Origin of the sequence: Ruegeria pomeroyi DSS-3 (genome assembly GCF_000011965.2) — a bacterium.
Taxonomy (GTDB): domain Bacteria; phylum Pseudomonadota; class Alphaproteobacteria; order Rhodobacterales; family Rhodobacteraceae; genus Ruegeria_B; species Ruegeria_B pomeroyi.
This window is the reverse complement of record NC_003911.12, coordinates 3,513,070-3,536,589: the sequence shown is the minus strand read 5'-3', so window position 1 is coordinate 3,536,589 and position 23,520 is coordinate 3,513,070. Positions and strand designations below refer to the sequence as shown.

21 protein-coding genes are annotated in these 23,520 nt (G+C 62.7%); 15 read left to right on the top strand and 6 right to left on the bottom strand.

Annotated elements, in window-relative coordinates:
* Entirely contained in the window at positions 1 to 1,575 is a 1,575-nt protein-coding gene (locus tag SPO_RS16885) for a Hint domain-containing protein (protein WP_044028717.1), read from the bottom strand.
* Between the two features lie 305 nt (positions 1,576 to 1,880).
* On the opposite strand from SPO_RS16885, the gene dapE reads away from it, so the two are divergent.
* From dapE to SPO_RS16865, 4 genes are all read left to right on the top strand, one after another.
* Positions 1,881 to 3,023, top strand: coding sequence for a succinyl-diaminopimelate desuccinylase (gene dapE, locus SPO_RS16880; RefSeq protein ID WP_011049015.1), 1,143 nt, complete (start codon positions 1,881 to 1,883; stop codon positions 3,021 to 3,023).
* 9 nt (positions 3,024 to 3,032) lie between these two features.
* On the top strand, positions 3,033 to 3,644 hold the full coding sequence (locus SPO_RS16875; protein WP_011049014.1) for a TIGR04282 family arsenosugar biosynthesis glycosyltransferase: 612 nt from the start codon (positions 3,033 to 3,035) through the stop codon (positions 3,642 to 3,644).
* Between the two features lie 31 nt (positions 3,645 to 3,675).
* Positions 3,676 to 5,934, top strand: a complete 2,259-nt coding sequence (rnr, locus tag SPO_RS16870) for a ribonuclease R (RefSeq protein ID WP_011049013.1) — start codon at positions 3,676 to 3,678, stop codon at positions 5,932 to 5,934.
* A gap of 99 nt (positions 5,935 to 6,033) precedes the next feature.
* Positions 6,034 to 6,435, top strand: a complete 402-nt coding sequence (locus tag SPO_RS16865) for a globin domain-containing protein (protein ID WP_011049012.1) — start codon at positions 6,034 to 6,036, stop codon at positions 6,433 to 6,435.
* Between the two features lie 6 nt (positions 6,436 to 6,441).
* Here SPO_RS16865 and SPO_RS16860 read toward each other — a convergent pair whose 3' ends face one another.
* Positions 6,442 to 7,917 (bottom strand): NAD-dependent succinate-semialdehyde dehydrogenase, encoded by a 1,476-nt coding sequence (locus SPO_RS16860; protein ID WP_044028714.1) that lies wholly within the window; start codon positions 7,915 to 7,917, stop codon positions 6,442 to 6,444.
* Positions 7,918 to 8,172: 255 nt separating this feature from the next.
* Here SPO_RS16860 and SPO_RS16855 point away from each other — a divergent pair, with 255 nt between their 5' ends.
* Positions 8,173 to 9,390 (top strand): M24 family metallopeptidase, encoded by a 1,218-nt coding sequence (locus SPO_RS16855; RefSeq protein WP_011049010.1) that lies wholly within the window; start codon positions 8,173 to 8,175, stop codon positions 9,388 to 9,390.
* Positions 9,391 to 9,450: 60 nt separating this feature from the next.
* Here SPO_RS16855 and SPO_RS16850 read toward each other — a convergent pair whose 3' ends face one another.
* Positions 9,451 to 9,792 carry a cupin domain-containing protein gene (locus SPO_RS16850; protein ID WP_011049009.1) on the bottom strand — a complete coding sequence of 114 codons (342 nt, stop codon included), beginning with the start codon at positions 9,790 to 9,792 and terminating at the stop codon, positions 9,451 to 9,453.
* A 189-nt stretch (positions 9,793 to 9,981) separates the two neighbouring features.
* Between SPO_RS16850 and SPO_RS16845 the strand changes: the two genes are divergently transcribed.
* The 7 genes from SPO_RS16845 to SPO_RS16815 all read left to right on the top strand — a co-directional run bounded on the left by SPO_RS16845 (position 9,982) and on the right by SPO_RS16815 (position 17,735).
* Positions 9,982 to 11,061 (top strand): hypothetical protein, encoded by a 1,080-nt coding sequence (locus tag SPO_RS16845; RefSeq protein ID WP_011049008.1) that lies wholly within the window; start codon positions 9,982 to 9,984, stop codon positions 11,059 to 11,061.
* A 414-nt stretch (positions 11,062 to 11,475) separates the two neighbouring features.
* Positions 11,476 to 12,597 (top strand): hypothetical protein, encoded by a 1,122-nt coding sequence (locus SPO_RS16840; RefSeq protein ID WP_011049007.1) that lies wholly within the window; start codon positions 11,476 to 11,478, stop codon positions 12,595 to 12,597.
* A gap of 67 nt (positions 12,598 to 12,664) precedes the next feature.
* A complete protein-coding gene (locus SPO_RS16835) occupies positions 12,665 to 14,602 on the top strand; it encodes an AAA family ATPase (protein ID WP_011049006.1) in 1,938 nt (645 codons plus the stop codon).
* Complete coding sequence (locus SPO_RS16830; protein ID WP_044028712.1) at positions 14,603 to 14,935, top strand: hypothetical protein; 333 nt, start codon at positions 14,603 to 14,605, stop codon at positions 14,933 to 14,935.
* Between the two features lie 527 nt (positions 14,936 to 15,462).
* Positions 15,463 to 16,812: a DUF6638 family protein gene (locus tag SPO_RS16825; RefSeq protein WP_011049005.1), complete on the top strand. Its 1,350-nt coding sequence runs from the start codon at positions 15,463 to 15,465 to the stop codon at positions 16,810 to 16,812.
* Between the two features lies 1 nt (position 16,813).
* Entirely contained in the window at positions 16,814 to 17,080 is a 267-nt protein-coding gene (locus SPO_RS16820) for a hypothetical protein (RefSeq protein WP_011049004.1), read from the top strand.
* 10 nt (positions 17,081 to 17,090) lie between these two features.
* A complete protein-coding gene (locus SPO_RS16815) occupies positions 17,091 to 17,735 on the top strand; it encodes a DUF1523 family protein (RefSeq protein WP_011049003.1) in 645 nt (214 codons plus the stop codon).
* Between the two features lie 81 nt (positions 17,736 to 17,816).
* Here SPO_RS16815 and SPO_RS16810 read toward each other — a convergent pair whose 3' ends face one another.
* Positions 17,817 to 19,394, bottom strand: coding sequence for a DUF5928 domain-containing protein (locus SPO_RS16810; RefSeq protein WP_011049002.1), 1,578 nt, complete (start codon positions 19,392 to 19,394; stop codon positions 17,817 to 17,819).
* A gap of 147 nt (positions 19,395 to 19,541) precedes the next feature.
* On the opposite strand from SPO_RS16810, the gene SPO_RS16805 reads away from it, so the two are divergent.
* Complete coding sequence (locus SPO_RS16805) at positions 19,542 to 20,360, top strand: sulfotransferase family protein (RefSeq protein WP_011049001.1); 819 nt, start codon at positions 19,542 to 19,544, stop codon at positions 20,358 to 20,360.
* 15 nt (positions 20,361 to 20,375) lie between these two features.
* Here SPO_RS16805 and SPO_RS16800 read toward each other — a convergent pair whose 3' ends face one another.
* A complete protein-coding gene (locus tag SPO_RS16800) occupies positions 20,376 to 20,957 on the bottom strand; it encodes a TetR/AcrR family transcriptional regulator (RefSeq protein WP_051420396.1) in 582 nt (193 codons plus the stop codon).
* Between the two features lie 109 nt (positions 20,958 to 21,066).
* Here SPO_RS16800 and SPO_RS16795 point away from each other — a divergent pair, with 109 nt between their 5' ends.
* On the top strand, positions 21,067 to 21,486 hold the full coding sequence (locus tag SPO_RS16795) for a pyridoxamine 5'-phosphate oxidase family protein (RefSeq protein WP_030003258.1): 420 nt from the start codon (positions 21,067 to 21,069) through the stop codon (positions 21,484 to 21,486).
* 20 nt (positions 21,487 to 21,506) lie between these two features.
* Here SPO_RS16795 and SPO_RS16790 read toward each other — a convergent pair whose 3' ends face one another.
* Entirely contained in the window at positions 21,507 to 22,475 is a 969-nt protein-coding gene (locus SPO_RS16790; protein ID WP_011048999.1) for a sodium-dependent bicarbonate transport family permease, read from the bottom strand.
* Positions 22,476 to 22,575: 100 nt separating this feature from the next.
* Between SPO_RS16790 and SPO_RS16785 the strand changes: the two genes are divergently transcribed.
* Positions 22,576 to 23,505 carry a hydrogen peroxide-inducible genes activator gene (locus tag SPO_RS16785; protein WP_011048998.1) on the top strand — a complete coding sequence of 310 codons (930 nt, stop codon included), beginning with the start codon at positions 22,576 to 22,578 and terminating at the stop codon, positions 23,503 to 23,505.
* The last annotated feature ends 15 nt before the right edge of the window (positions 23,506 to 23,520 follow it).

Genomic DNA, 23,520 nt, shown 5'->3' with positions numbered 1-23,520 from the left:
TCAGGCCACCTTTGCAGATGTGAGCAGCAGCTCGGTTTCGTATTTACGCAGGATCCGCCGTACGGCAGGGCCATAGCCCTGCCCGGTGGCGGTATCGAGGTCGGGGAACACGGCCCGGATTTCGGCAAGCGTTTCTGGTTCGAACAGATGCGTTGTTTGCGGGCCGGGCAGAAAGCTTTCGCTGGCCAGCCCCTCGGAATAGATCACCTGGTGACTGTCGAACATGACATGCACATAGGTGATCCGCCCGCCGGGCACGATCTGCACCCTGCGGCCATCGACCAGATCCTTGGCTGCCACCAGAACCTCGGGCTCACCGAACAGAAGTTCGCTCAGCCCGTCCCGGATGAGGATCCGGTGCTGGGGCGAGACCATCAGATCGCGCTGGGCGCCATAGGTGCCGGCGCGGATCAGGATGGGTGCGAATTCGCCCTCGGCATCGACGGTTCGTTCACCGACCCAACGCACCTCTTGCGGGCCATTGTCGCGGGTGAACACTTGGTCGCCCGGCGTCAGCCGTTCGACCTGGCGTTCTCCATAGGGGGTGTCGATCAACGTGCCGGCCACGAAACAGGGGATCGCGTTGACATTGACGATACCGGTATCGGTATTGCTGCCGTTGGTCACCGTGTAGGTGAAGTTGAAATGTTCGACATCGCCGTCGCCGGTCACGGTGATGGTGCCATCGGCGTTCAGTGTCACGCTCTGCCCGGTGGCAAGCGTGATCGTGCTGCCAGCGGTGACGGGAATGCCGTTCAGATGGGTGATGGTCAGCGTGGCGCCGGATTGGTTGATATCATTGGCAAGGATATCCATCGTGACGCTACCGTTGGGGTAGATCGTGCTGTGATCGGCAACTGCAACCAGCCGCGTCTGCAGGCTGTTGGCGGCGATCAGCAGGTTGGAATCGTAGTTGCTGTCGGACACGTCAGCGACCCCGATACGGATCGTATTCACCTGACCGGGGATCACGTTCATCGTCAGGGTCATGGTGACGGTCAGCCCGTCCATCTCGGTGTTGAAGGCGTCGCCGCTATTGTCCAGGAACAGGTTCTGGTTGTTGACCGCGTTGATGTTGCCGGGATCGGAATCGCCGTTGCCGACCTCGAGCTGGGCCTGCTGGCCGTTGACCCAGACCCCGACGAAATCCTGATAGATCGAGCTCTGGAATTCGGGATATTCCTCGGACGAGAACACGAATTGCATCGTCATCACGCTGGAATCAGGGATGAAGCTGACATCCAGATAGGAGGCGTCATAGGTATTGGTGCCGGCGGCGGCGTTGAAATCGGCGTTGTTGTTCTCGCCCGATGTGTTTGTCGAGGTGTTGGTGGAGCGGTTGGGATCGCCACCGCCGCGGGTGAAATGACTGGCCCGGCCGGTGGACAGGATCACGCCGGTATCGCCCGGCGTCGCCCCAGGTGCCAGCGCGTCACCGTTGGAATAGATCGCCGAAGAGCCGCTCCACCCCGAGTAAGAGGCGCCGACAACAGTGACACCATCGCCAAAGATGGTCTGCGCCATCTGCATCGCAGATGCGTTCTGGTTGTAGTTCAGTTCGGCGCCTGTAGCCATGTCCCGCCCCAAGAGTTGTGATCCAGGGCAGGGGACCGGCGCGGGCTAGGTTGCCACGCGACGAAAAAACGGGCCGCATCTGTCGTGCGGTTGCCGGTTCTGTTCAGCCGTCTTTGCGATTTTTTTCTGGTCGCTTTGCGGCTGTGCTGCTCGTAACCCTGCCTCGGGTCTTTGTTTTCTGAAGACAGGCTAGCATGGGAGGTCCGCCGCTGTTAAGTGATTTCGGGCCAAACAAGGGTGGCAACGCGGCGTTTTCGTCACATTTGCTGCTCCAGAGGATGCCAAAGCCGCAAAGGATGCCTTCTATGACCCTCGACGCTGCCCGCCTGACCGCCGATCTGATCCGCTGCGCCTCGGTCACACCGGCCGATGACGGCGCGCTCGATGTGCTCGAGCGGGTGCTGTCGCAGGCGGGTTTTTCCTGTACCCGGGTCGATCGCGGTGGCATCTGCAACCTGTTCGCCCGCTGGGGTGACAAGGGACACGCGCGCAGCTTCGGCTTCAACGGGCATACGGATGTGGTGCCGGTGGGTGATGCGGCGGCCTGGACCGTGGCGCCGTTCGGGGCCGAGGAAAAGGATGGCTTTCTCTACGGGCGCGGCGCCACCGACATGAAGTCGGGTGTTGCGGCCTTTGTCGCGGCGGCGGTGGATCTGGTCACCACCACCCCGCCCGAAGGCGCCGTGATCGTGACCATCACCGGGGACGAGGAGGGCGACGCACTGGACGGCACCAAGGCGCTCCTCGACTACATGGCCGCATCGGGCGAACGGATGTCGGTCTGCCTGGTGGGAGAGCCGACCTGCCCCGACCGGATGGGCGAGATGATCAAGATCGGGCGGCGCGGCTCGATGACGGCCTGGTTCACGGTGACCGGCGTGCAGGGGCATTCGGCCTATCCGCACCGGGCAAAGAATCCGCTCCCGGCGATGGCGCGGTTGATGGACCGGCTGGCCAGCCACGGACTGGATCAGGGCACCGATCATTTCGACCCGTCGACGCTTGCAGTGGTGACCATCGACACCGGCAATACCGCAACCAACGTCATTCCGGCGCAATGCCGCGGGGCGGTGAACATCCGTTTCAACGACCTGCATTCGGGTGCCAGCCTGACCGGGTGGATGCAGGGCGAGGCCGACCGGGTGGCCGAGGAATTTGGTGTCGCGGTCGAGATGAAGGTGAAGATATCCGGCGAAAGCTTCCTCACCCCGCCCGGTGAGCTGTCCGATCTGGTGGCGGCCGCGGTCGAGGCGGAAACCGGCGTGACGCCGGTGCTGTCGACCTCGGGCGGGACCTCGGATGCGCGGTTCGTCAAGGACCATTGCCCGGTGGTGGAGTTCGGCCTGGTGGGCCGCACCATGCATCAGGTGGACGAGCGGGTGGAGATCGCCCAGATCCATCAGCTCAAGGCGATCTATGGCCGGATCCTGCGGGACTTTTTCGCCTGAGCCAGAGCGATGCGGCGCACGCTGGTCATCATGGTCAAGGAACCGCGCCCGGGCCGGGTGAAAACCCGGCTGGGGCGCGATATCGGCATGGTGGGCGCGGCCTGGTGGTTTCGCCATCAGACCCGGGCACTGATCCGGCGCCTGCGCGATCCGCGCTGGCGCATCGTGCTGGCGGTCTCTCCCGACGTCGAAGGTCTGGCCAGCCGCGTCTGGCCGGCCGATCTGGCGCGCAGCCCACAGGCGCGCGGCGATCTCGGCCAACGGATGGCGCGGCAGTTACGGGGCGCGCCCAAGGGGCCGGTCTGCCTGATCGGGGCGGATATTCCCGGCGTTACCCGCGCCCATATCGCCCGCGCCTTTGCGGCGCTGGGCAGGGCCGAGTTCGTGTTCGGCCCGGCGCCCGATGGCGGCTATTGGCTGGTTGGCGCGGCGCGCCGCGGCGCCTTGCCGCCGGGCCTGTTCGGCCATGTGCGCTGGTCCAGCGAACATGCGCTGGAGGACACCTTGGCGGGACTTGCGGGACGTCGCGTGGCGCTGGTCGACGGGCTGCGCGATGTGGACCGGCTGGCCGATCTGCGCGACGCTTCTCCGCCCGGGCGGGCGTCGTCGCTTTTGCGGTGACGCCAACCGCGCCGCGTGCTACGGCGGAGACATGACTCGCATCCCTACCAAGCAGGAGATCCTCGACTGGATTTCCGCGCATCCCACGCTCACCTCGAAACGCGATATCGCCAAGGCCTTTGGTATCAAGGGCTCGGACCGGATCGACCTGAAACGCATCCTCAAGGAGCTGGAGGCCGAGGGCCATCTGGAGAAGCGCAAGCGCAGCTATGCCGACCCCGACCGGCTGCCGCCGGTCAGCGTGTTGCAGGTGAAAGAACCCGATGAAAACGGTGATCTCTTCGCGCGTCCGTTGGAATGGCATGGCGAAGGGGTGGAACCCATCGTGCTGGTGCTGCCGCGCGCCAGTGATCCGGCGCTGGGGGCGGGGGATCGTATCCTTGCCCGCCTGACCGTGGTGCATGAAGAGGATCACAATTACGAGGCGCGGCTGATCCGCCGGATCGGCACCAACCCGCACAAGATCCTCGGCATCTTTCGCAAGAGCGCCGAAGGTGGCCGCATTCTGCCCATCGACAAGGCGGGCCAGAACGAATGGCTGGTGGCCGAGGGCGCGGTGCATGGCGCCAAGGACGGCGAGCTGGTCGAGGCCGAACAGGCCGGGCCCAAGGGCCGGCTGGGCCTGCCGCGCGCCCGCATCATCGAGCGGTTGGGTGATCCATCCGCGCCCAAGGCGGTATCGCTGATCGCCATCCACCAGCACGGCATCCCCGACGATTTCCCCGACAAGGTGATCGAGGAGGCCGACAGCGCCAAGCCGCAGGGCCTGTCAGGGCGCCAGGATCTGCGCGACATGGCGCTGGTCACCATCGACCCCTCGGATGCGCGCGACCATGATGACGCCTGTTTCGCCCATGCCGATGACGACCCCAAGAACCCTGGCGGCCATGTGATCTGGGTCGCGATTGCCGATGTGGCGGCCTATGTCCGTGCGGGCAGCGCACTGGATCGCGAGGCGCGCAAGCGCGGCAACTCGACCTATTTCCCCGACCGGGTGGTGCCGATGCTGCCCGACCGGCTTTCGGGCGATCTGTGCTCGCTGCACGAAGGGGTGCCGCGCGCCTGTATCGCGGTGCGGATGCAGATCGACGCGCAAGGCAACAAGATCGGGCACCGGTTTGTGCGCGGGATGATGCGCTCGGTCGCCTCGCTGAACTATCAGGAGGTGCAGGACGCCATCGACGGCAGCCCCAACGACAAGACCGGGCCGCTGCTGGATGAGGTGCTGACGCCGCTTTATGCCGCCTACAAGGCGCTCGATGCGGAACGTGATCGGCGCCAGCCGCTCGACCTTGATCTGCCGGAACGCAGGATCGTGCTGAACGACAAGGGCCATGTGGAAAGCGTGGCCTTCCGCGACCGGCTGGACGCGCACAAGCTGATCGAAGAGTTCATGATCCTCGCCAACGTGGCCGCCGCCGAGACGCTGATCGCCAAGCGCGTGCCGCTGTTGTTCCGGGTCCACGAGGAACCCGCCCCCGAAAAGCTGGAGGCGCTGCGCGAGACGGCGCAGGCCTCCGGGTTGACGCTGGCCAAGGGGCAGGTGCTGCAAACCCGTCACCTGAACGCGCTCTTGCATCAGGCGGCAGGCACGGACGAGGCGGAACTGATCAACATCTCGACCCTGCGGTCGATGGCGCAGGCCTATTACAACCCCGAGAATTTCGGGCATTTCGGTCTGGCGTTGAAGAATTACGCGCATTTCACCTCGCCCATCCGGCGCTATTCCGACCTGATCGTGCATCGCGGCCTGATCAAGGCGCATGGCTGGGGCGATGACGGGCTGACGGCGGACGAGATCGAGCAGCTGGACCGCATCGCCACCCATATCTCGGACACCGAGCGCCGCTCGATGATGGCCGAGCGGGACACCACCGATCGCTATCTGGCGGCCTATCTGTCGGAACGGGTGGGCAATGAATTCAGCGGCCGGATCAGCGGCATCGCCCGGTTCGGCGCCTTTGTGAAACTGGATGAGACCGGCGCCGACGGGCTGGTGCCGGTGCGTTCGCTCGGGCGCGAGTTCTTTCATTTCGACCGCGAGGCGGGGACGCTGATGGGGTCGGAAACCGGGCTGCTGATCGCGATCGGTCAGCGGGTGACGGTACGGCTGGCGCAGGCCTCGCCGGTGACCGGGGGGCTGGAGTTCGAGATGCTGAGCATCGAGGACAAGGACATGCCACGTGGCGGCACCCCGTCCAAGGGCAAGCGCGTTGTGCGCCGTAAGGCAGCCAAGGCCAAGCACAAGACCGACAAGCTGAAGCGCAAGATGGAAGGACGCCGGAAATAGTCGGATTTCCAGCCCCCTGGAAACCACTCGTTAACATGCGCCCGCGATACTGCGGATCCGGGCGGTTCGACCGTCGGAAATGGCTAAGGTCGAGGCGGGATGAAAGACGAACAAATCCGGCTGGTGCAGTCCAGTTTTGCGCGGGTATTCGCCAGAAAGGCGGAGCTGGCCGAGCGCTTCTATGTCCACCTGTTCGAGCGACTGCCTGATGCGAAATCCCTGTTTCGGGGCGATTTCTTTGCGCAAAAAGAGATGTTTGCCACCATGCTGGCGTCGACGGTTCGTGGGATGAACGATGTACAGGCATTTCACACAATGGGACAGGCGCTGGCCCGTTCACATGCGCGATTCAACCTGCGCCGGGATGATCTGGACAAGGCCGCAGAGGCCCTGTCGGCCGCTTTCCGCGACGTCTTTGGCGACACGTTGAACGCTCAAGAGCAAGAGGCATGGGACGTGGCGATGCGCCGGTTGACCCGGATGCTCGCCACGCCCGAATGATCCGGGTCAGACCGACATGCAGATGTATTTCATCTCCAGATAGTCCTCGATCCCGTGATGGCTGCCCTCGCGGCCCAGGCCAGATTGCTTGATGCCGCCAAAGGGCGCGACCTCGGTCGAGATGATGCCGGTATTGACGCCGACGATGCCATATTCCAGCGCTTCGGCGACCTTGTAGACCCGGCTCAGATCCTTGGCATAGAAATAGGCGGCAAGGCCAAAGATCGTGTCGTTGGCCATGGCGATCACCTCGTCCACGTCATCGAACTTGAACAGCGGCGCCAGCGGGCCAAAGGTTTCTTCCTTGGCAACCTTCATCTCTTGCGTGACGCCTGTCACCACGGTCGGTTCAAAGAAGGTGCCGCCCAGCGCATGGGGCTTGCCGCCGGTCAGGACCGCGCCGCCTTTGGCGGTGACATCGCCCAGGTGTTCCAGCACCTTTTCGACCGCTTCGGCATTGATCAGCGGCCCGGTGGTGACCCCGTCGCTCAGCCCGTCGCCTACATTCAGCTTGGCCACGGCGGCGGCGAGTTTTTCGGCAAAGGCATCATAGACGCCCGCCTGTACATAGATCCGGTTGGCGCAGACGCAGGTCTGGCCGTTGTTGCGGAATTTGCACAGCATCGCACCTTCGACGGCGGCATCCAGATCGGCATCGTCGAACACGATGAAGGGCGCGTTGCCGCCCAGTTCCATCGAGCATTTCATGACCTGGTCGGCGGCCTGTTTCAGCAGGATGCGGCCCACCTCGGTCGAGCCAGTGAAGGTCAGCTTGCGCACGCCTGGGTTCTCGCAGAATTCCTTGCCGATCTCGCTGGAGCGCGACGAGGGGACCACGTTGAACACGCCCGCCGGGATGCCGGCCTTTTCGGCCAGCACCGCCAGCACCAGCGCCGACAGCGGGGTTTCCGCAGCAGGCCGCGCGACAAAGGCACAGCCCGCCGCCAGCGCCGGGCCAGCCTTGCGGGTGATCATCGCGTTGGGGAAGTTCCACGGCGTGATCGAGGCGGCCACCCCGATCGGCTGTTTCAGAACGGTGATGCGCTTGTCGCGCTGGTGGCCGGGAATGGTCTCGCCATAGATGCGCTTGGCCTCTTCGGCAAAGAACTCGATGAACGAGGCGCCATAGGCCACTTCGCCCACCGCCTCGGCCAGGGGCTTGCCCTGCTCGGCGGTCAGGATGCGGCCCAGGTCCTGGGCGTGTTCCATCATCAGATCGTACCAGCGACGCAGGATCACGGCGCGTTCCTTGCCGGTATACTTGGCCCATTCCTTTTGCGCCGCCTCGGCCTGGGCGATGGCGCCCGCCACCTGGGCTCGGCTTAGGTCCGCGACCTCGGCGATCACGTCGCCGCGCGCGGGGTTGGTGACGGCAAAGGTGCCGTTGTCGCCGTCAACCCATTGGCCGCCGATATAGGCCTTGGTCGCCAACAGGTCGGGTGTCTTGAGAAGGGATTTCAGATCGGTTGCTGCATCCAGCATGGCATGTCTCCGCCTAGAATTCGTGGGTCCACCCAATCAGGTGGCGCTGTTCCTGTCTATGTCCACAGTGCAATTGGAATCAATCCAGATTTGATCAAATTTCCCCTCTGAGGGCCCGATAAATCCCGCTTGCACGACTCGGGGCTCTGGGCCAATCTCCGCGCGGGCTCTGGCGATGGCGTCGCCTCATGCCGCGCGGCATGCGCCCACTCCCCGTCCTGAACGCCGGGACCTTTCTGCAAAGGAGGGTCAACCATGACCGCTGATTTGTCGCGTCCGGAATTCTATCGCTATCACAACGGAACCGAGGCCAGGCTGCCTTTCGAGGCCGCAGAATACGAAGCGCGTCTTGCCGGGCTGCGCGCCCGGATGGAGGCGCTGGGCGCCGAGGCCGCCGTGTTCACCTCGATGCACAACATCGCCTATTACTCGGGCTTTCTCTATTGCGCTTTCGGTCGGCCCTATGCGCTGGTCGTCACCCCGAGAGAGAGCGTGACCATCAGCGCCGGGATCGACGCGGGCCAGCCCTGGCGACGCTGCCATGGCGACAACATCACCTATACCGATTGGCAGCGCGACAACTACTGGCGCGCGATCCGCTCGGTCACCGGCGAGGGGCGGGTGATCGGCTATGAAAGCGACCACCTCTGCCTGTTGCAGAAGGGCAAGCTCGACGCTTTCCTTGCTCCGTCGAAAACGGTTGATCTGTTCGACACCACCATGCGCCAGCGGATGATGAAATCCGCAGCCGAGATCGCCCTGATCCGTCAGGGCGCGCAGGTGGCCGATGTGGGCGGCTATGCGATCCGCGAGGCGGTCAAGGCGGGCGTGCGCGAAATCGACGTGGCCATGGCCGGGCGCGACGCGATGGAGCTGGAGATTGCCAAGCGCTTTCCCGATGCCGAATATCGCGACACCTGGGTCTGGTTCCAGTCGGGGATCAACACCGACGGTGCGCATAACCCGGTGACGGGCCGGGTACTCGAACGGGGCGATATCCTGTCGCTCAACACCTTTCCAATGATCTCGGGCTATTACACGGCGCTGGAACGCACGATGTTCGTGCAGGAAGTGGATGCCGCCAGCCTCAAGATCTGGGAGGCCAATGTTGCCGCCCATGAATACGGCATGTCGCTGCTGAAACCGGGGGCGAGCTGCGCCGAGGTCACCCACAAGATCAACGATTTCTTTGCCGAGCGCGACCTGCTGCAATACCGCACTTTTGGCTATGGTCACAGCTTTGGCGTGCTCAGCCATTACTATGGCCGCGAGGCGGGTCTGGAACTGCGCGAGGATATCGATACCGTGCTGGAACCCGGTATGGTGATCTCGATGGAACCGATGCTGACCATCGCCAATGACCAGCCCGGCGCGGGCGGATATCGTGAACACGATATCCTGGTGATCACCGAGGACGGCAACGAGAATATCACCGGCTACCCCTACGGGCCGGAATTCAACGTCGTCGGCTGAGGCAGGCGAGATTTTTCGCCGAAAAATCTTCGCCCCCTGACGGGGGCGGAGCATCGCGCGTCACAACCGGATCACGTAATCCTTGGTGGTGGTCTCGATCACCTCCCATGTGCCGGAAAACCCGGGGCGCAGAATGAAACTGTCCCCGGCGCGCAACGTGATCTCTGTGCCCTCGGCATCGGTCAGCACCGAATGGCCCGACAGGATGCGGCAATATTCCCATTCGTCATAAGAGACGCGCCATTTGCCCGGGGTCGAGCGCCAGATGCCGCAATAAAGCCCCTCACGCTCCTCGAGATTCCAGGTGGTAAAGACCGGATCGCCCGACAGCACCTTTTCAGGTGCCGGGCGTTCACTTTCGCCCGCGCCTTGTGGCGTCACCGGTGCATAGAAACTGCTCATACCATCGTTCCTTTCCTGTAACCAAAGCGCAGCATCGCGCGCAGCCGGTGTGTCGGCAAGCGACATTCAACCCGCTTTCCTTTTGCGTCCGAGTTTGCCACAGTTTTTTCAAACCCGATCCCCGGGGGGATGTAAACCTTTGTTACATACCCTATCTATCAGATGTATTTGACCTAAAAGGATAAAGCCATGTCCGATACCGCATTCGAGGCAATGATCCTGGAAACCCAGCGCAAGGTGCGCGAGAGTCAGGCCCAGATCGAGGGGGTGACCAGCCGGATCGAAGCGGCCCGCGCCAAGATCGGCACCGCCGAGGCCGATATCGACATCGAAAACGCCACGCTGGAAGATGTGCACGCCCATACCGAGGTGATGAATGCCAATATCGCCGAGCTGATCATGGGGCTTGACGATGTGACCTCGGCCTTTTCCAAGGATTTCGACGAAATGCGTTCGAAAACCGGCTGGGAGAGCTTTGTCGGCATCTTCTCCAGCGGCAAATCGGAATCGATGCGGCAAGAGCGGATGCGCACCGCCAATATCGACGACAAGTTGCAGGATCTGATCGCCAAGTCCGATGTGATCGTGAAGCTGCTTCAGGGGCAGCTGACCGTACTGGAAGAGCAGCGCGAGAAGGTGGAAACCAACCTGACGGGCACGCTGGACGACCGTGAATTCACCGTGCAGGAACTGGAAACCGTGCGGGCCGAGATTCTTGCCATGGATCCGCAGATCATCGCGCTGGAAAACAAGATCAGCGTCGAACAGGATGCCGCCGCGCGCACCAAGCTGGAAACCGAACTGGCCGATCTGAACAAGACCTATAACGCCAAGGTGCGCGACGAGCAGGTGAAACTGGCCAAGAGCCAGACGCTGGAACGCTATATCGAAAAGGGCAAGACCTGGGTGGATTCGCTGCAAAACCAGGCCGCGACCCAGATGGTGCTGATCAACAAGCTGCAAACGGATACGCAACAGCGCGTGGTGCTCTATGATGCGCTGACCAAATCGCTGAAAACCGCGCAGCAGCAGGACGTTGCCCACCGCATCAACGAGATCGGCGTGCAGACCGACCAGGAGGCACAGACCGCCATGGCCGCCATCGGCACCGCGACCAATCAGAAAATGGCCGACATGCTGGAGGCGCATGAGGATCACATGGTCTTTGCCCGTGACGTGCTGGAGAAAAAGGCCAAGGCGGATGAACGCTTTGCCCGCCGGTTCGCCGCGATCGTCGAGAAGCACGACAAGAACCTGTATGGGGGTTGAGCTTGGGCCGAGTAGATACAAACCGGTCGAAGCACTTGGATTGGTCGCCCATTCGTTGGATTAATGGCATCTTCGGCGCAGTTCTTGCGATGGCATACGTCGCAGGCTGGTACTATCTCTTTGCTTTACCATTGATCGCGGTATACGCATTTGGCTTTGCGCTAGCGCTGTGGATTACGGGCAGCAGTGAAACTACAACGAGAGTTTCGATTGTACTGCTTTCTCCAGTTTCTTTGACCTTTTTGGCTTGGCAAATGGCGAGGTTTGTAGGTCCTGCCTACTTAGGCATAGTTCAGAAGTGCGGGATTTTCTTCCAACGTGCGCACCGCTGGTCCGCAGCGGAAATAGTGGGATCAGCTTGCAAGCAGCGCGAGATAGCTTCCGCAGACGTTCGTAGGCTATGGGAGAAAGCAATTGTCCGCTAATCCCACCCAAGACCATGTCGGCCTGACTGACACCTTTGCCTCGCGCCGGTACTTTCGAAAGTTCGAGGGGATCACGACTCATCTGCTGCGGGTGGCCGCCAATATGGAGGCCGAGGGCGTGATCAGCCGGGATGAGGTGCGGATTGTCTCGCGCTATATCTCGGGGCTGCTGTTCACCTTTCGTGCGCTCAGCATGAAGTATCTGCTGGTCGGGCGCGATACGGGTCGGTTCTTTGGCTCGCTCAACATGGACAAGCGCGATAGCGGTTTTCCGGTGGCGGCCGAGCTGATGACCATGGCCAACGACGCCCAGCAGGCGGCCAGCCATCTGGCCAACATGCCGTCTGAGGCGGCGCTGAAAGACGAGATGGTGCAGACTATCCTCGGCAGTCGCGAGATCCCGACCAAGCTGCAATTCGCCCTGTCACAACGGCTCTATTACGAGGAGCTGGCCAGGGGGCAGCTGTTCTGGGTGCGCAACGACCCCGAATGCCACTGGATCGCGACCGAGGGCGCGCGGCGGCGGTTCCTGCTGCATTGGGCGGTCTATGACAGCCAGATCAACCTGCCGGTGATCTATCTGATGCGGCTGGAGGATACCGGCAAACAGGCGCTGCCCAAGGACAGCCGCCGCTGGCCCGAGGTACAGGCGCATCTGATGGCGCAATCGCTTGCAGGTCTGAAGCTGTTGACCATCGCCAAGGGGTTTGACGAGGATTTCGACGACCTGCACCCCAAGCATCTGCGCCGCATCCATGTGGGGCCGATGTATTCCTCGGCCTTTACCGAACAGTCCGGTCCGCTGCGCGCGGTGCTGGAGGATGCGCAGGCGCCCGCCGGTCAGGACTGGGCGCTGGCCTGGACCAGCGAAGAGCTGGAAAGCGAGGAGGTGCGCGAGGAGCGCGCGGGCTGGTTCGGCACGGTCGAGCGCGAGGTCTTTGCGCTTGACCCGTTTGGCGGGCAGGGGGCCGAGACCGGGGCGACCCGCACCAGCCGGTCGATTATCCTGCCGCAGCGTCCATTCCAGGTTCTGGCCGAGCGCAACCCGGCAGGTTTCGCCGATGTGCGCAAATTCGTGGTGAGCGATAGCGGGCAGGTCCTGCGATATTGATTGGTCCTGCCGGGCCAAGCCTCCGGCGGGTGTATATTGAGCAAAGTGAAGACAGGGGCGTTGTGACATGAGCCTGACATCGGATCAGATGGAACTGCGCGAAGAGGCGATCCGCGCGCATTACCCGGCTGCCACCACGCTGCTGGACGGGTTCGACCATGCGCCGCGGGTGGCGCAGGCGAGGACGCCCGCCAGGGCGGAGGAGCGCTCGCCCGGTATCCCCACGGCGCGGCGGTTCCGCTCGACCACGCCCGGTCTGGTGACACGGCGCACCACTCGGCCCGACGGGGTGCATCTGCGTGAGCGGATCGAGGCGGCGGATGACGGCGACACGCTGGTCTCGCCGCTACAGGCAACCGTGGCGCAGGCGATCCGCCGGGCGCTGGCCATCGCGCTGGCCATGGGCGAGGGCTATGGCGATCGCACGCCGCTGGGCGATCTGAAACGCGCCAATCTGGCGGGCGACCTGCCAGTGGCGCGCAAGGGCGAGTTCACCGAACTGCTGACCGCCGAGGGGCTGGTTGTCACCCATGTGTTCGGCAACGCACTGGCCTATCTGTTGTCGCCGCATCTGGGCGCCACCTCGGTCGAGGTGGGCGAGGTTGAGGAGTTCCTGACCGACAACGCACAAGTGGCACTGCACGGCGCGCTGTGGGATCTGGACCAGAAGCTGGCGCAGTTCGCGGGCGACGATGCGCAACTGATCGCCACCACCGCCGGTTTTGCCGAACAGCTGATGGCCAAGGCGGCCGCCCGCGCGCAAGGCGCCGGACATCTGGCCCCTTTCACCGGTGCCGCCTGGCATGTCGAGGCCGACGATCTGACCCTGCGCGGCTTTACCCCCTCGGCCAAGGCGCGCTCGACCAAGCTGACCATGACGTTCAAGAAACCGAACGAAGTGGTGGGCAACCATATCGCCAAATACCAGGCCATGAAGCTTGCCAAGATGCTGATGGCCTACGATTTCGAGCGCCGTCTGAACCCGTTTGCGGAACTGGGCGGCTTCATCTTCACCTTCATGGGCGATGGCAAACCGGGCACCGGCAAGACAACGCTGATCCAGATGATGGCCGGGCTGATCGACGAATATTGCCGCAACGCGGGCTATCCCTTCCGCTATCAGAACTTTGGCATCGACAATATCGACAGCTATCAGGGCAAGTCGGGCCAGAACGCCAAGGCGTTTGTCCAGAACGTGCTCGACCCCGGCGTGATCGGGTTCGGCACCATCGACGATATCGACCAGATCGCAGGCAAGCGCGGCGACCGCCAGTCGAGCGCAGGTCAGCAAGAGGTGACGGCGGTGTTCATGGAGGCCTTTGCCGGTGCCAATACGGTGGTGCGCGGCAATTGCACCTTCGGCATGTTCTCGAACTACCCCGAGAATGTCGACGACGCCCTGCGCCAGCGGGCGGGTGCGCGGTTCCTGGTCGACGGGCCACAAACGCGCGACGATTACATCGACATCCTGGCCCTGCTGCTGGGCAAGCGTCACGACATCCCGCTAGGCGCGCATGACCTCTATGCCGCGCAAGAGATCAAGCGCGCGGTGGCCGCCAGTTTCGCCGCCCATGGCCGCCCGCAAGAGGCCGGGCTGGCGCAGGTGTGGGAGCGGGTCGGGGCGCAGGTCGGCCCGCTCGACACCATCGCCAAGCTGGGGACGTACCTGAAAGGGATACAGGAGGCCGACGAGCGTTTTACCGGCCGCGCGATCAAGAACATCACCGACGCGGTCAAGGTCCGCGCGATGGATTTCGAACTGCCCGATGAGTGGATGGAGACCCCCGATCTGTTCCTGTTCCGCGACTATGACACCAAGCTGGCGATGATCGAGGAGCTGCGCCAGCCCATCACGGTGGACATGGTGGTGCAGGAGATCAACCGCTATGCGGATTCCGAGTTCCGCTATGCCGACAAGTCCGACGAGGTGGCCATCGACGGCATGGTGCGCGATCTAACCCGCCAGGAAGAGGCCAAGCGGCGCTATCTGGAGGAGAAGGGGTAAATGATCCTGCTGGCGCTGGTTTTGTACATTGTCGTAGCTTGCACCCTTGTCGCCGTGCCTGTGGCGCTGGTGCAAGGCTCGCTCAGTGGTAGAGGTAAAGCGGGTTGGCCGAGTACGGTAGGAAAAACAGCACTTGCCGTCCTTGGGCTTCCATTTTTTTTGACAGTCTTGGGGGTGTATTTACTAAGCAGTGAAATGGCTCAAGACCCCCAGAATCTCTGGGATTGGCTTTTTCTTTGGCTGATGACGTTTTCGTTTTCAATGGTCCCGCTGTTGCCGCTTGGATTAATCAGTTTCTGGTTAGGGAAGCTGGTTGGGATGTCGAAGGCATGAGTATGTTGCACAGCAATAGGGCTGTGCCCGGCTGCGGGCGGAAGCGAAGCGCCCACCCATGGGGGCGGATGGAAGTGGCGAAGAAGCGGTATCTGGAGGGGAAGGGGTGAGTTATCCGTCGTTACTTCTTGCGATTGGTCTGGGGGCTCTGGTCCCTTATGCGCTCTGGCGGTTCTTTCCGAACCTAAGAAGTGGGTGGCTGTACCATAGTATGCTCTCAGCGGTGCTGGTTCCGGTGATGACGTTGCTAGGTCTTATCGGGCTTCGCGCAATTGGCCTGATCACCGGGGAGTTGGCGTCACTTTGGTCAATGACGATACAATCTTCAGCCCATGCAATTGCCGTAATCATAGGCACAATCGTCGCTTTGAATCGCAAGGGTGGCGTATCATGAACTTGCATCGAGACAGTCAGACGATCAGCGCGGCAAAGCCGCGACGCGCGGTACCCGCCCCTCAGGGCGGGCGCGTTCCGCACCCACCCTTGGGCCGGGCGCGTCACTACTGTTGTGCGCAAAGGCAGGTGTCATGATCCGCCTCATCCAATCCGGCCTGATGTTCGGCAATCTCGTGCATATCTCCAGCCCGGCGCTGGTGGAGCGGTATAATCGCGCGCTCCAGCATCTGGCGGGCAAGACCACGGCGCTTACCGATTTCCATATCGACATCTCGGGCTTTTCGCCCGAGATCGGGGACGAGTTGGGCGATCCGCTCTACCTCAACCCCAATGGGGTCAACCGGCAGTTCATCCTGCTGACGCCGGAACAGAAGCGCGCGCCGCTCTTGAACGTCAAATTCTCGACCTCGCGCCCCATCCTGCGCGACTTCATCGAGGCGAACGAGGCGCAGCTGTTTGCGCTGACCGCCACCGATGCGGTGGCGGGCGAACTGGTGAATTCGGTCTTCCGGCTGCGCTCCCCGGCCGACCTTTTCACCCTGCGCAAGATCGAGATCGAGGCCGACACCGTGGGCGGCACGTTGAAGAACGCCGACAAGCTGGCGGCGATGATCGAGCGGTTCAAGACCGAAAACGACGCCTGGTTCGACGATGTGCTGATCGCCGAGATGATCGGGATTTCGAAACAGACCGGCGATATCAGCCGCAATCCCGTGCATCTGAGCCACAAGGCGCATGAGCAGCGCAATTTCTGGACGGCGCATTTCGGCGGGCTCTACCTGTTTCCCGATATGCAGCATCCGGCGATGATCTGCGCGGGCGAGAAGCCGCGCGACGAGATGCCGGTGAAATACGTGTTCGACCTGAGCGAGCGCAACCGGATTGCCAAGTTCCTCGATTACAACAAGCTGGCCGAACCGATCGTGCGGGCGCGGGGAATGGATGCGGCGGCGGTGCTGCGGCAAAAGATGGATTTCATCGTGATTGACACCGCCGCGGGCGCCGGGCTGAACCCGGCGGGGCTGGACCGGGGCGATATGCGGCGGCTGGCGCGGATGCATGCCGACCGGCTGCCGGATGAGTATCACGGGCTGGCCGAACTGGCGCGCTGGGCCGAGAATGGCGGCGACTGGCCGCGCATCTCGGCCGATCATCCGGCCTATTTCTATGGTCTGCGGGCGGCGGATACGCCCGAGCGCGATCTGGTCAACATGCTGCTGGCGGAATTGGCGCCGCTGGATGCCCGCCAGCTGTTCATCTGCCACAAGGAGCTGTTCTATCGCCACTATGCCAGCTGGAGCGAGGCCAAGAAGAGCTTCGTTGCCGATTTCCTCGCACGCGAGTATCAGGTGGACAAGGCAGGCGCCCGCGCGGCGTTGTTCGGGCACGAGCCCGAGATGGAGAGCGAGGACAGCCCGCCCGGGCTGGACGAGCGGCTGATCGAACGGGTCGGTCCCTGGGGCGCGATACGGAGGAGATAGGGTGTTCGGACTTCTCAGACTTGTCGTTGTCCTGCTGGTGTTGCAGACCGTGACCTATATCGGCCTGTCGCTCTATTCGCGGGCGGTGCGGCGCGGCAAGCTGGCGCGCTGGTGGGAGGAAAAGGGCAAGACCGGCGACAAGGAGGCCTTTGTCGCGCGCGGTCTCAAGGCTTATGACAAATCGTTTCGGCGCAAGCTGATCCTGGGGGTCTACTTCGTGCCCTGGGTGTTGATCGCAGTGCTGATCTATATCGTGAATTTCAAATGAGGACCTGGCCATGCGCTATGTCAAATGGGTGATCATCGGGCTGTTCTGGCTCTGCGTCGCCGCCTTCCTGCACTATACCCTGCCACAGCGCGATATCGTGCGCATCGTCAATACCTATGAGGAACGGCAAGAGCTGAACGACTGGACCCGCATCTTCTGGTCGCGGCCCGACGACCAGTCGGCGACCATCATCAACCGCGATGTCCAGTTCATCCAGGGGGTGACCCCCGAAGGCCGGCCCAAGGTCTATCGCAACGAGGATACCAGCTGGAGCTGGCCGCCCTATTTCAAGTTCGACACCGCCAATCTTTATACCGAGGCGAATGACGCGATCTCGACCAAGGATACGCCGGAATGGGTGGCGATCACCCATTACGGCTGGCGTAACGAGTTCCTGTCGATCTTTCCCAACGCGGTGGCGATCAAACCGGTGGCCGGGCCGGATGTGCGTCTGATCCCCTGGTTCAACATCATCGTGCTGACCCTGCTGGCTGCCCTTGTCTGGGCGATCTGGGTGCGCTGGCGGCGGTTCCGTCAGCGGCGGATCGACCCGGTGATCGAGGATGTCGAAGACAGCCTTTATGCCGCGGGCGAGGCGATCGAAGAGCGCCGCGGACGGCTGCGCCGTTGGCTGGACAGCTGGAAATCGAAGTAAGGCCGATACCCAAGCACACCGGCACACCGCTCTGGAATAGCGAGCGGTGTCCTTAGGCGGCGGGCTGGCGGTCGGATGGTCTCAATCAGCGAACAGGTGGTCTGTCTGGGTGATCCGCAGCGCCTGATCCCAGGGGATCGACAGGAATTCGGCTACCTTGTCGGCATTCTCCTCGGGTGTCGAGGTCTGGTGAATGCGGCCATAGCGGGCGAAACCCGCATCGCGGATGCGGTCCGCCTCATAGGTCATTTCGTTGCGGATGGTGGGCAGCAGCCGCTCCAGCGTCGCTTTTGGGGTGCGTTCGCCCGCCAGCCCAACGCGATAGGAATGCCCGATCAGGTATTCGTCGGTGAACTGGCATTCGATCTCGAGCATGCGCGTGACCGACCGGTCCGAGAAAAAGTCGTGCATCAGCTCGAGGTTCGTCGGATCGAGACAGATCACCAGCCGGTCGGTGTCGAAATACTCAAACAGCATCCGCATCAGGGCGCGACGGTGGCGGGTGCGCTTTTCCAGCGTTGCCTGAATGCCGCCCAGATCGGGCAGCGGGGTGCCTTCTTCGTTGAACAGATACTCGATCGAAGGGACGTTGGTGACCTGCCGGATCTGATCCAGCAACCGTTTGGCCACGTGCCATTTCTTGCAGACCAGGATCATCAGCTCGCGCTCGCGCCCCAGCGTGCTCTCGGTCTCCCAGAACCGCATCGAGAACCGCCGCCCGATCCGGCCGCGCCCGGTCAGGAACTTGTACAGGTTGCGCCCCTCGTTCGAGATCTGGAACTGCACCCCATGCGCAGCATAGAGCCGGCCCAACCGCGCTTTCAGTTCCTTTGCCTCGGGGCTGATCTTGCGGGCAAACAGGAAATCCTGGCTGAGCAGCAGGTCGTAATGGTCGTTGTAGAAACTGACCGGCATCCCGTAATCCGAAAACATCAGAAAGGTCAGCGTGCGCGGGTCAATCTCGTCTTCGGGGATCAGATGGCGCACCAGCGTCTGGAAAAAGGTCTCGTCAGGGATCCAGGTGGTGGCAAAGAACTGCATCACATCGCGGCGCTTGCGGGTGAAATCGAGGATCCATTCGATGGTACGCCGGCGCAGGCACCACCATTGGCTGCCGATCATCACCTGGATGTCGCTGGGGATCTCGCGGGTCAGGCCCAGCCGCTTCTGGGCCTGGAACATGGCGTAGAACCGGCGTTTCTGGGTGCGCTCGTTGAACCAGTGGCGATAGATCAGCCGCTCTTCCTTCCAGCCGGTCTTGATCCAGTCGCTTTCGAAATAATCGAAGCTTTCGATATAGTCCTTGTCCTGCGCATCCAGAAAACTGTGGGCGTATTCGGCGGTCTTGATCGCCATGCAGTCGCCCGACAGCATGTAGAAATGGGTGGCGCGCGGAAACTCGTCCACCGCCGCCTCGATCGCGTTCAGCGTGGCCTGCACCAGCGACCATTCCCCCCAGCCGCATTTGATGCGGCGGCGGGCAAAGGTGACGTTGGGGTTGTCGGCCAGCGCCTTGCGGATCCGGGCAAAGTCGGCCTTGCGCGCGCGGGCGTCGAAATGGATCGACATGTAGTCGCCTGCGGCAGTCAGCCGCTCAGCCTGCATGATGATCGCATCCGGATCCTTGTGGCACAGGAGAATATAGGCGATTTTTGCCATATCGGAAACGATCGGTCCCTGTTTCTGCTCTTTGTCTACCCTGATAAAGGTGAAGGCCGATTGAATAAACAGAGTAAATTTGTTTTTTTGGTAAGCAAAGGCACCCGAAGCCAGATTAAGGCGGAATGGGTATAGGAGGCAAGGCAGATGGGTTTCCCCGGCACATGGATGACGGAAAGTGAAAGTGTGGTCTATCGCGTGGTGCCGAAATGCGCCTGCTCGACCATCGGGCAGATCATGTACTACTCGGATCATGGCGAGTTCTTCGAGGGCGACATCCACGACGCGCAGGGCGGGATGCACAAATGGGCGCTCGAGGCCAGCCAGGGCCCGATCACCCGCAACGTGAAGGCGCATAAATCCTACTCGTTCACCTGCGTGCGCAACCCCTATACCCGCATCCTCAGTTCGTTCTTCGACAAGATCTGCGGCATCCAGCGCAACGGCAAACGCTATCGCGGCAACCTGGTGCCGACGCTGATCTACAAATACGGGATTGAGGTCGGCGGCGAGGACGGTAAGCAGGAATTCGACCAGATCGCCAGCTTCCGCCGCTTTCTGTTGTTTGCGCGCGATACCATCCGCTGGCGCCGGCCGATGGACCCGGACATCCACTGGTCGGCGATGTCGGGCCATATCTCGACCTTCATCTGCAATGGCGGTCGCTACGACAAGATCTTCTGGACCGAGTCGTTCAACGACGGCATGCAGGAGGTGCTCGACAATATCGAGACGCCGCACAAGGTCAGGCTGGACAAGATCCCGCGCTTCAACGAGAGCGAGGGCCACGGGCCGAAACGGCTGCATCCGGTCGAGGATTATTTCGACGACCTGTCGAAACATCTGGTCTACGAGATCTACAAGCGCGATTTCGACCTGTTCAAATACGATTTCGAGAACCCGGGCAACAAGATGCCGATTGACGAGATCGACCTGGACGAGGTGCACGCCAAGCTGGGTGAATAAGGCGATCGGGCCCCGTTACCAGTCTCCGGTCGCGGGGGTTCCCGCCAGCTGCAACAGCTCGGCCACCAGCCCGTCCAGCTCTGCCGGGTTCAGCCTGCGCCGCAGGCTGCTGCCCAGGTAGCAATCATAGATCAGCTGCGCCTTGCGGCGGGCTATGGGCGGCGCATGGCCGATCGCACCCAGCAGCTGCTCGAGAAAGCCGATGCGCCGTGTGTCGATTTCGTCGATGGCGGCGCGGGCCAGGGCCTCGTTCTCCGCCCAGAACCGCATCGGCCATTCCAGGCTTTCCGGGTGGCCGAATGCGGTGCGAAACAGGCTTTCCAGCGCTTTGCGCGGGTCGGCCTGATCCAGCAGCCCCGCAATCACCTGATTGGTCGCCACATGTTTCCAGCGCGCGATCACGGCGGCATGAAAATCTGCCACGTTTTCGAAGTGATAATAGAAGCTGCCGCGCGTCACCCCCTGCGCCCGCGAAAGCTGATCGGCCTTCAACGCCACGTACCCTTCTTGCGCAAGGGTTTCCAAGCCGATCTCGACCCATCGCTCGGCGGACAGTCTGGCGGCGCGGGGCATGGCGATATCCTGTGAAACATACATTAGTGTATTTACACTGCCAGCACGGCGTGACCAAGTAAAATACAGTGCTGTATGTTCGCGAGTCATCTCGCAGCCCGGCACGTCATCGCTGAGCAAAAGGAACCCCCGCATGACCGATATCCAGGACCGTATCCGCGCCTTGACGCCCGGCCTGCAACTTGTCTCACTGGCCACCACCACAGCAACCGGCGCGCCCTGGGTGCGCTTTGTCGCGGGCCGGATGATGCCCGACCTGTCGATCTGGTTCAGCACTCATCTGAGCTCGCGCAAGATCGCCCAGCTGCGCCGCGACCCTCGCGTGCATGCCACACTGGGGGCGACGGATTTCAGCGCGCAGGAATGGCTTCAGATCGAGGGGCGGGCCGAGATTTCGACCACGCAGAGCGACCGCGCGGCCTTTTGGTTCGATGGGCTGCTGGCCTATGTCAGCGGTGTCGACGATCCCGACTATGCGGTGGTCAAAGTGATCCCCGACCGGATCGAATCGGGGGCGATGGGGCGGGCGCCGCTGGTCTGGCCGGCAGGCTGACCAGAGCGCCCGCCCCCGGGTCAGTTGACCCCGGCCAGCCACAGGTAAAGCGGCAGGCCCAGCGTGACGTTGAAGGGAAAGGTCACCCCCAGCGACAGGGTCAGATAGACACCGCTTTCGGCGCGGGGCAGGGCGATCCGCATCGCGGCGGGCACCGCGATATACGAGGCCGAGGCCGCCAGCACCATCAGCAGGAACAAGCCGCCCGGCGACAGCGGGATCATCTGACCCAGACCAAGCGCCAGCAGGCTGGACAGGATCGGCATCAGCAGGCCAAAGGCAAACAGCCCGGGCGTCAGCAGCGCCCGGTTGCGCAGCAGGCTACGCCCGGCCGACAGTCCCATGTCCAGCAGGAACAGGCAGAGCACGCCGGTAAACGGGGTGACGATAAAGGGGGCGATGGTTTTCATCCCGTCGCCGCCGGTGGCCGCACCGATGACAAAGGCCCCCAGCAGCAGAACGATGGACCCGTTGGCCAGCAGGTCGCGCCACAGGTGATCGGAGCCCTCGGTGCGGGCGCCGCCCCGATGTGCCAGCCACAGCGCCGACAGAATCGCGGGCACCTCCATCGCGGCGGCAACGGCGATCATGTAGCCCTCATAGCTGTAACCACCCAGTTCCAGCAGGCTGGTGGCGGTGACAAAGGTGACGATCGAGATCGAGCCATAGTGCCCCGCCACGGCGGCGGCGTTCATCGGGTCGAGCCGGGTCATCGCCCGCAACAGCAGATAGGCGGCAAAGGGCAGCGCAAAGGACAGTGCGACACCGGCGCCGATCGCGGCAAACAGATCGGCGTGAATGCCGTGTTCCGCCAGACTGGCCCCGCCTTTGAAGCCGATGGCCATCAGCAGATAGATCGACATCAGCTTGGCCGCGCCTTCGGGGATCGACAGGTCGCTTCGGGCGAAGGCGGCGATCAGGCCAAGGGCGAAGAACAGGATGGTGGGGGTCATGAGATTAACGGTCAGGCTGTCGAGGATGAGGGGCATGAGAGGTCCTTGGTTTCGTGCGTTCGCGTCTCATCGCTTGCCTTCACGGATAAGGCTAATACATGATACCAGTGGCATTCATAGTTTCAGGCTATCTATCATGCGCCCCTCTCTGCGTCAGCTCGAATACATCGTCGCCGTTGACCGGCTTGGCCGGTTCGGCCTTGCCGCCTCGGCGCTGAACGTCAGCCAGCCGAGCCTGTCGGCCCAGATCGCCGAGGTCGAGGCCGAGCTTGGCCTCCGCCTGTTCCATCGCAGCCGCACCGGGGTCATCCCGACCGTGCAGGGGGCCGAACTGATCCGCCGGGCTCGGCGCATCCTGCGCGAGATGGAGGATCTGCGCGCCGCCGCCTCGGGCGGGGTGCCTTTTGGCGGGCGGTTGCGGCTGGGGGTGCTGCCCTCGATCGGCCCCTATCTGTTACCCGGCGTTGTCAGCGCCCTGCATCGCAACCACCCCGAACTGCGCATCCTGGTGCGCGAGGAAAGCACCCAATGGCTGGAACAGGGGTTGAAGGCGGGGCGGTTCGACCTGATCATCTCGACGCCCGAGGATCATCCCGGCACGGTGCAGACCCGGCTGTTTTCCGAACGGCTCTGGATCGCGGTGGCGCGCGACGATGTGTTGGCGCAGGGTTCGGGCCCGGTGCGCGCGGATGATCTGCGCGGGCGGATGTTCCTGACGCTCGATCGGGGTCACCGGCTGTCGCGCATCGTCTATGCGCTGGCTTCGGAATGCGGCGGGGTGGTGTCCGAGGAATACGAGGGCACCAGCCTGGATGGCATCCGGCTGATGGCGGCGTCAGGCGCAGGGGTGGCAATCCTGCCCGAGGTCTATGTGCGCCGGCAGGGTGAGGCCGGGCATGAAACGGTGTTGCGCCCCCTGGTGGCGGCGCAGGCAAGCCGGGACATCGCCTTGCTGCAACTGGGTGGTGGCGAGGAAATGGCGGGCACCGATCTGATCGCAGGCGCCTTGCGCCAGGGGGCCGAGGCCTTGGGGATCGCGGCGGACAGCGCAGGGGAGGAAACCTGAGAACGGGCCCCTCCC

What these genes read in the sequence shown, in the direction of transcription:
- SPO_RS16850 (WP_011049009.1), bottom strand. Translation starts at nt 9,792, where the DNA reads ATGAGCAGTTTCTATGCACCGGTGACGCCACAAGGCGCGGGCGAAAGT.
- SPO_RS16845 (WP_011049008.1), top strand. Translation starts at nt 9,982, where the DNA reads ATGTCCGATACCGCATTCGAGGCAATGATCCTGGAAACCCAGCGCAAG.
- SPO_RS16785 (WP_011048998.1), top strand. Translation starts at nt 22,576, where the DNA reads ATGCGCCCCTCTCTGCGTCAGCTCGAATACATCGTCGCCGTTGACCGG.
- SPO_RS16885 (WP_044028717.1), bottom strand. Translation starts at nt 1,575, where the DNA reads ATGGCTACAGGCGCCGAACTGAACTACAACCAGAACGCATCTGCGATG.
- SPO_RS16835 (WP_011049006.1), top strand. Translation starts at nt 12,665, where the DNA reads ATGAGCCTGACATCGGATCAGATGGAACTGCGCGAAGAGGCGATCCGC.
- dapE (WP_011049015.1), top strand. Translation starts at nt 1,881, where the DNA reads ATGACCCTCGACGCTGCCCGCCTGACCGCCGATCTGATCCGCTGCGCC.
- SPO_RS16805 (WP_011049001.1), top strand. Translation starts at nt 19,542, where the DNA reads ATGGGTTTCCCCGGCACATGGATGACGGAAAGTGAAAGTGTGGTCTAT.
- SPO_RS16825 (WP_011049005.1), top strand. Translation starts at nt 15,463, where the DNA reads ATGATCCGCCTCATCCAATCCGGCCTGATGTTCGGCAATCTCGTGCAT.
- SPO_RS16815 (WP_011049003.1), top strand. Translation starts at nt 17,091, where the DNA reads ATGCGCTATGTCAAATGGGTGATCATCGGGCTGTTCTGGCTCTGCGTC.
- SPO_RS16790 (WP_011048999.1), bottom strand. Translation starts at nt 22,475, where the DNA reads ATGCCCCTCATCCTCGACAGCCTGACCGTTAATCTCATGACCCCCACC.
- SPO_RS16865 (WP_011049012.1), top strand. Translation starts at nt 6,034, where the DNA reads ATGAAAGACGAACAAATCCGGCTGGTGCAGTCCAGTTTTGCGCGGGTA.
- SPO_RS16810 (WP_011049002.1), bottom strand. Translation starts at nt 19,394, where the DNA reads ATGGCAAAAATCGCCTATATTCTCCTGTGCCACAAGGATCCGGATGCG.
- SPO_RS16875 (WP_011049014.1), top strand. Translation starts at nt 3,033, where the DNA reads ATGCGGCGCACGCTGGTCATCATGGTCAAGGAACCGCGCCCGGGCCGG.
- SPO_RS16800 (WP_051420396.1), bottom strand. Translation starts at nt 20,957, where the DNA reads ATGTATGTTTCACAGGATATCGCCATGCCCCGCGCCGCCAGACTGTCC.
- SPO_RS16830 (WP_044028712.1), top strand. Translation starts at nt 14,603, where the DNA reads ATGATCCTGCTGGCGCTGGTTTTGTACATTGTCGTAGCTTGCACCCTT.
- rnr (WP_011049013.1), top strand. Translation starts at nt 3,676, where the DNA reads ATGACTCGCATCCCTACCAAGCAGGAGATCCTCGACTGGATTTCCGCG.
- SPO_RS16860 (WP_044028714.1), bottom strand. Translation starts at nt 7,917, where the DNA reads ATGCTGGATGCAGCAACCGATCTGAAATCCCTTCTCAAGACACCCGAC.
- SPO_RS16795 (WP_030003258.1), top strand. Translation starts at nt 21,067, where the DNA reads ATGACCGATATCCAGGACCGTATCCGCGCCTTGACGCCCGGCCTGCAA.
- SPO_RS16855 (WP_011049010.1), top strand. Translation starts at nt 8,173, where the DNA reads ATGACCGCTGATTTGTCGCGTCCGGAATTCTATCGCTATCACAACGGA.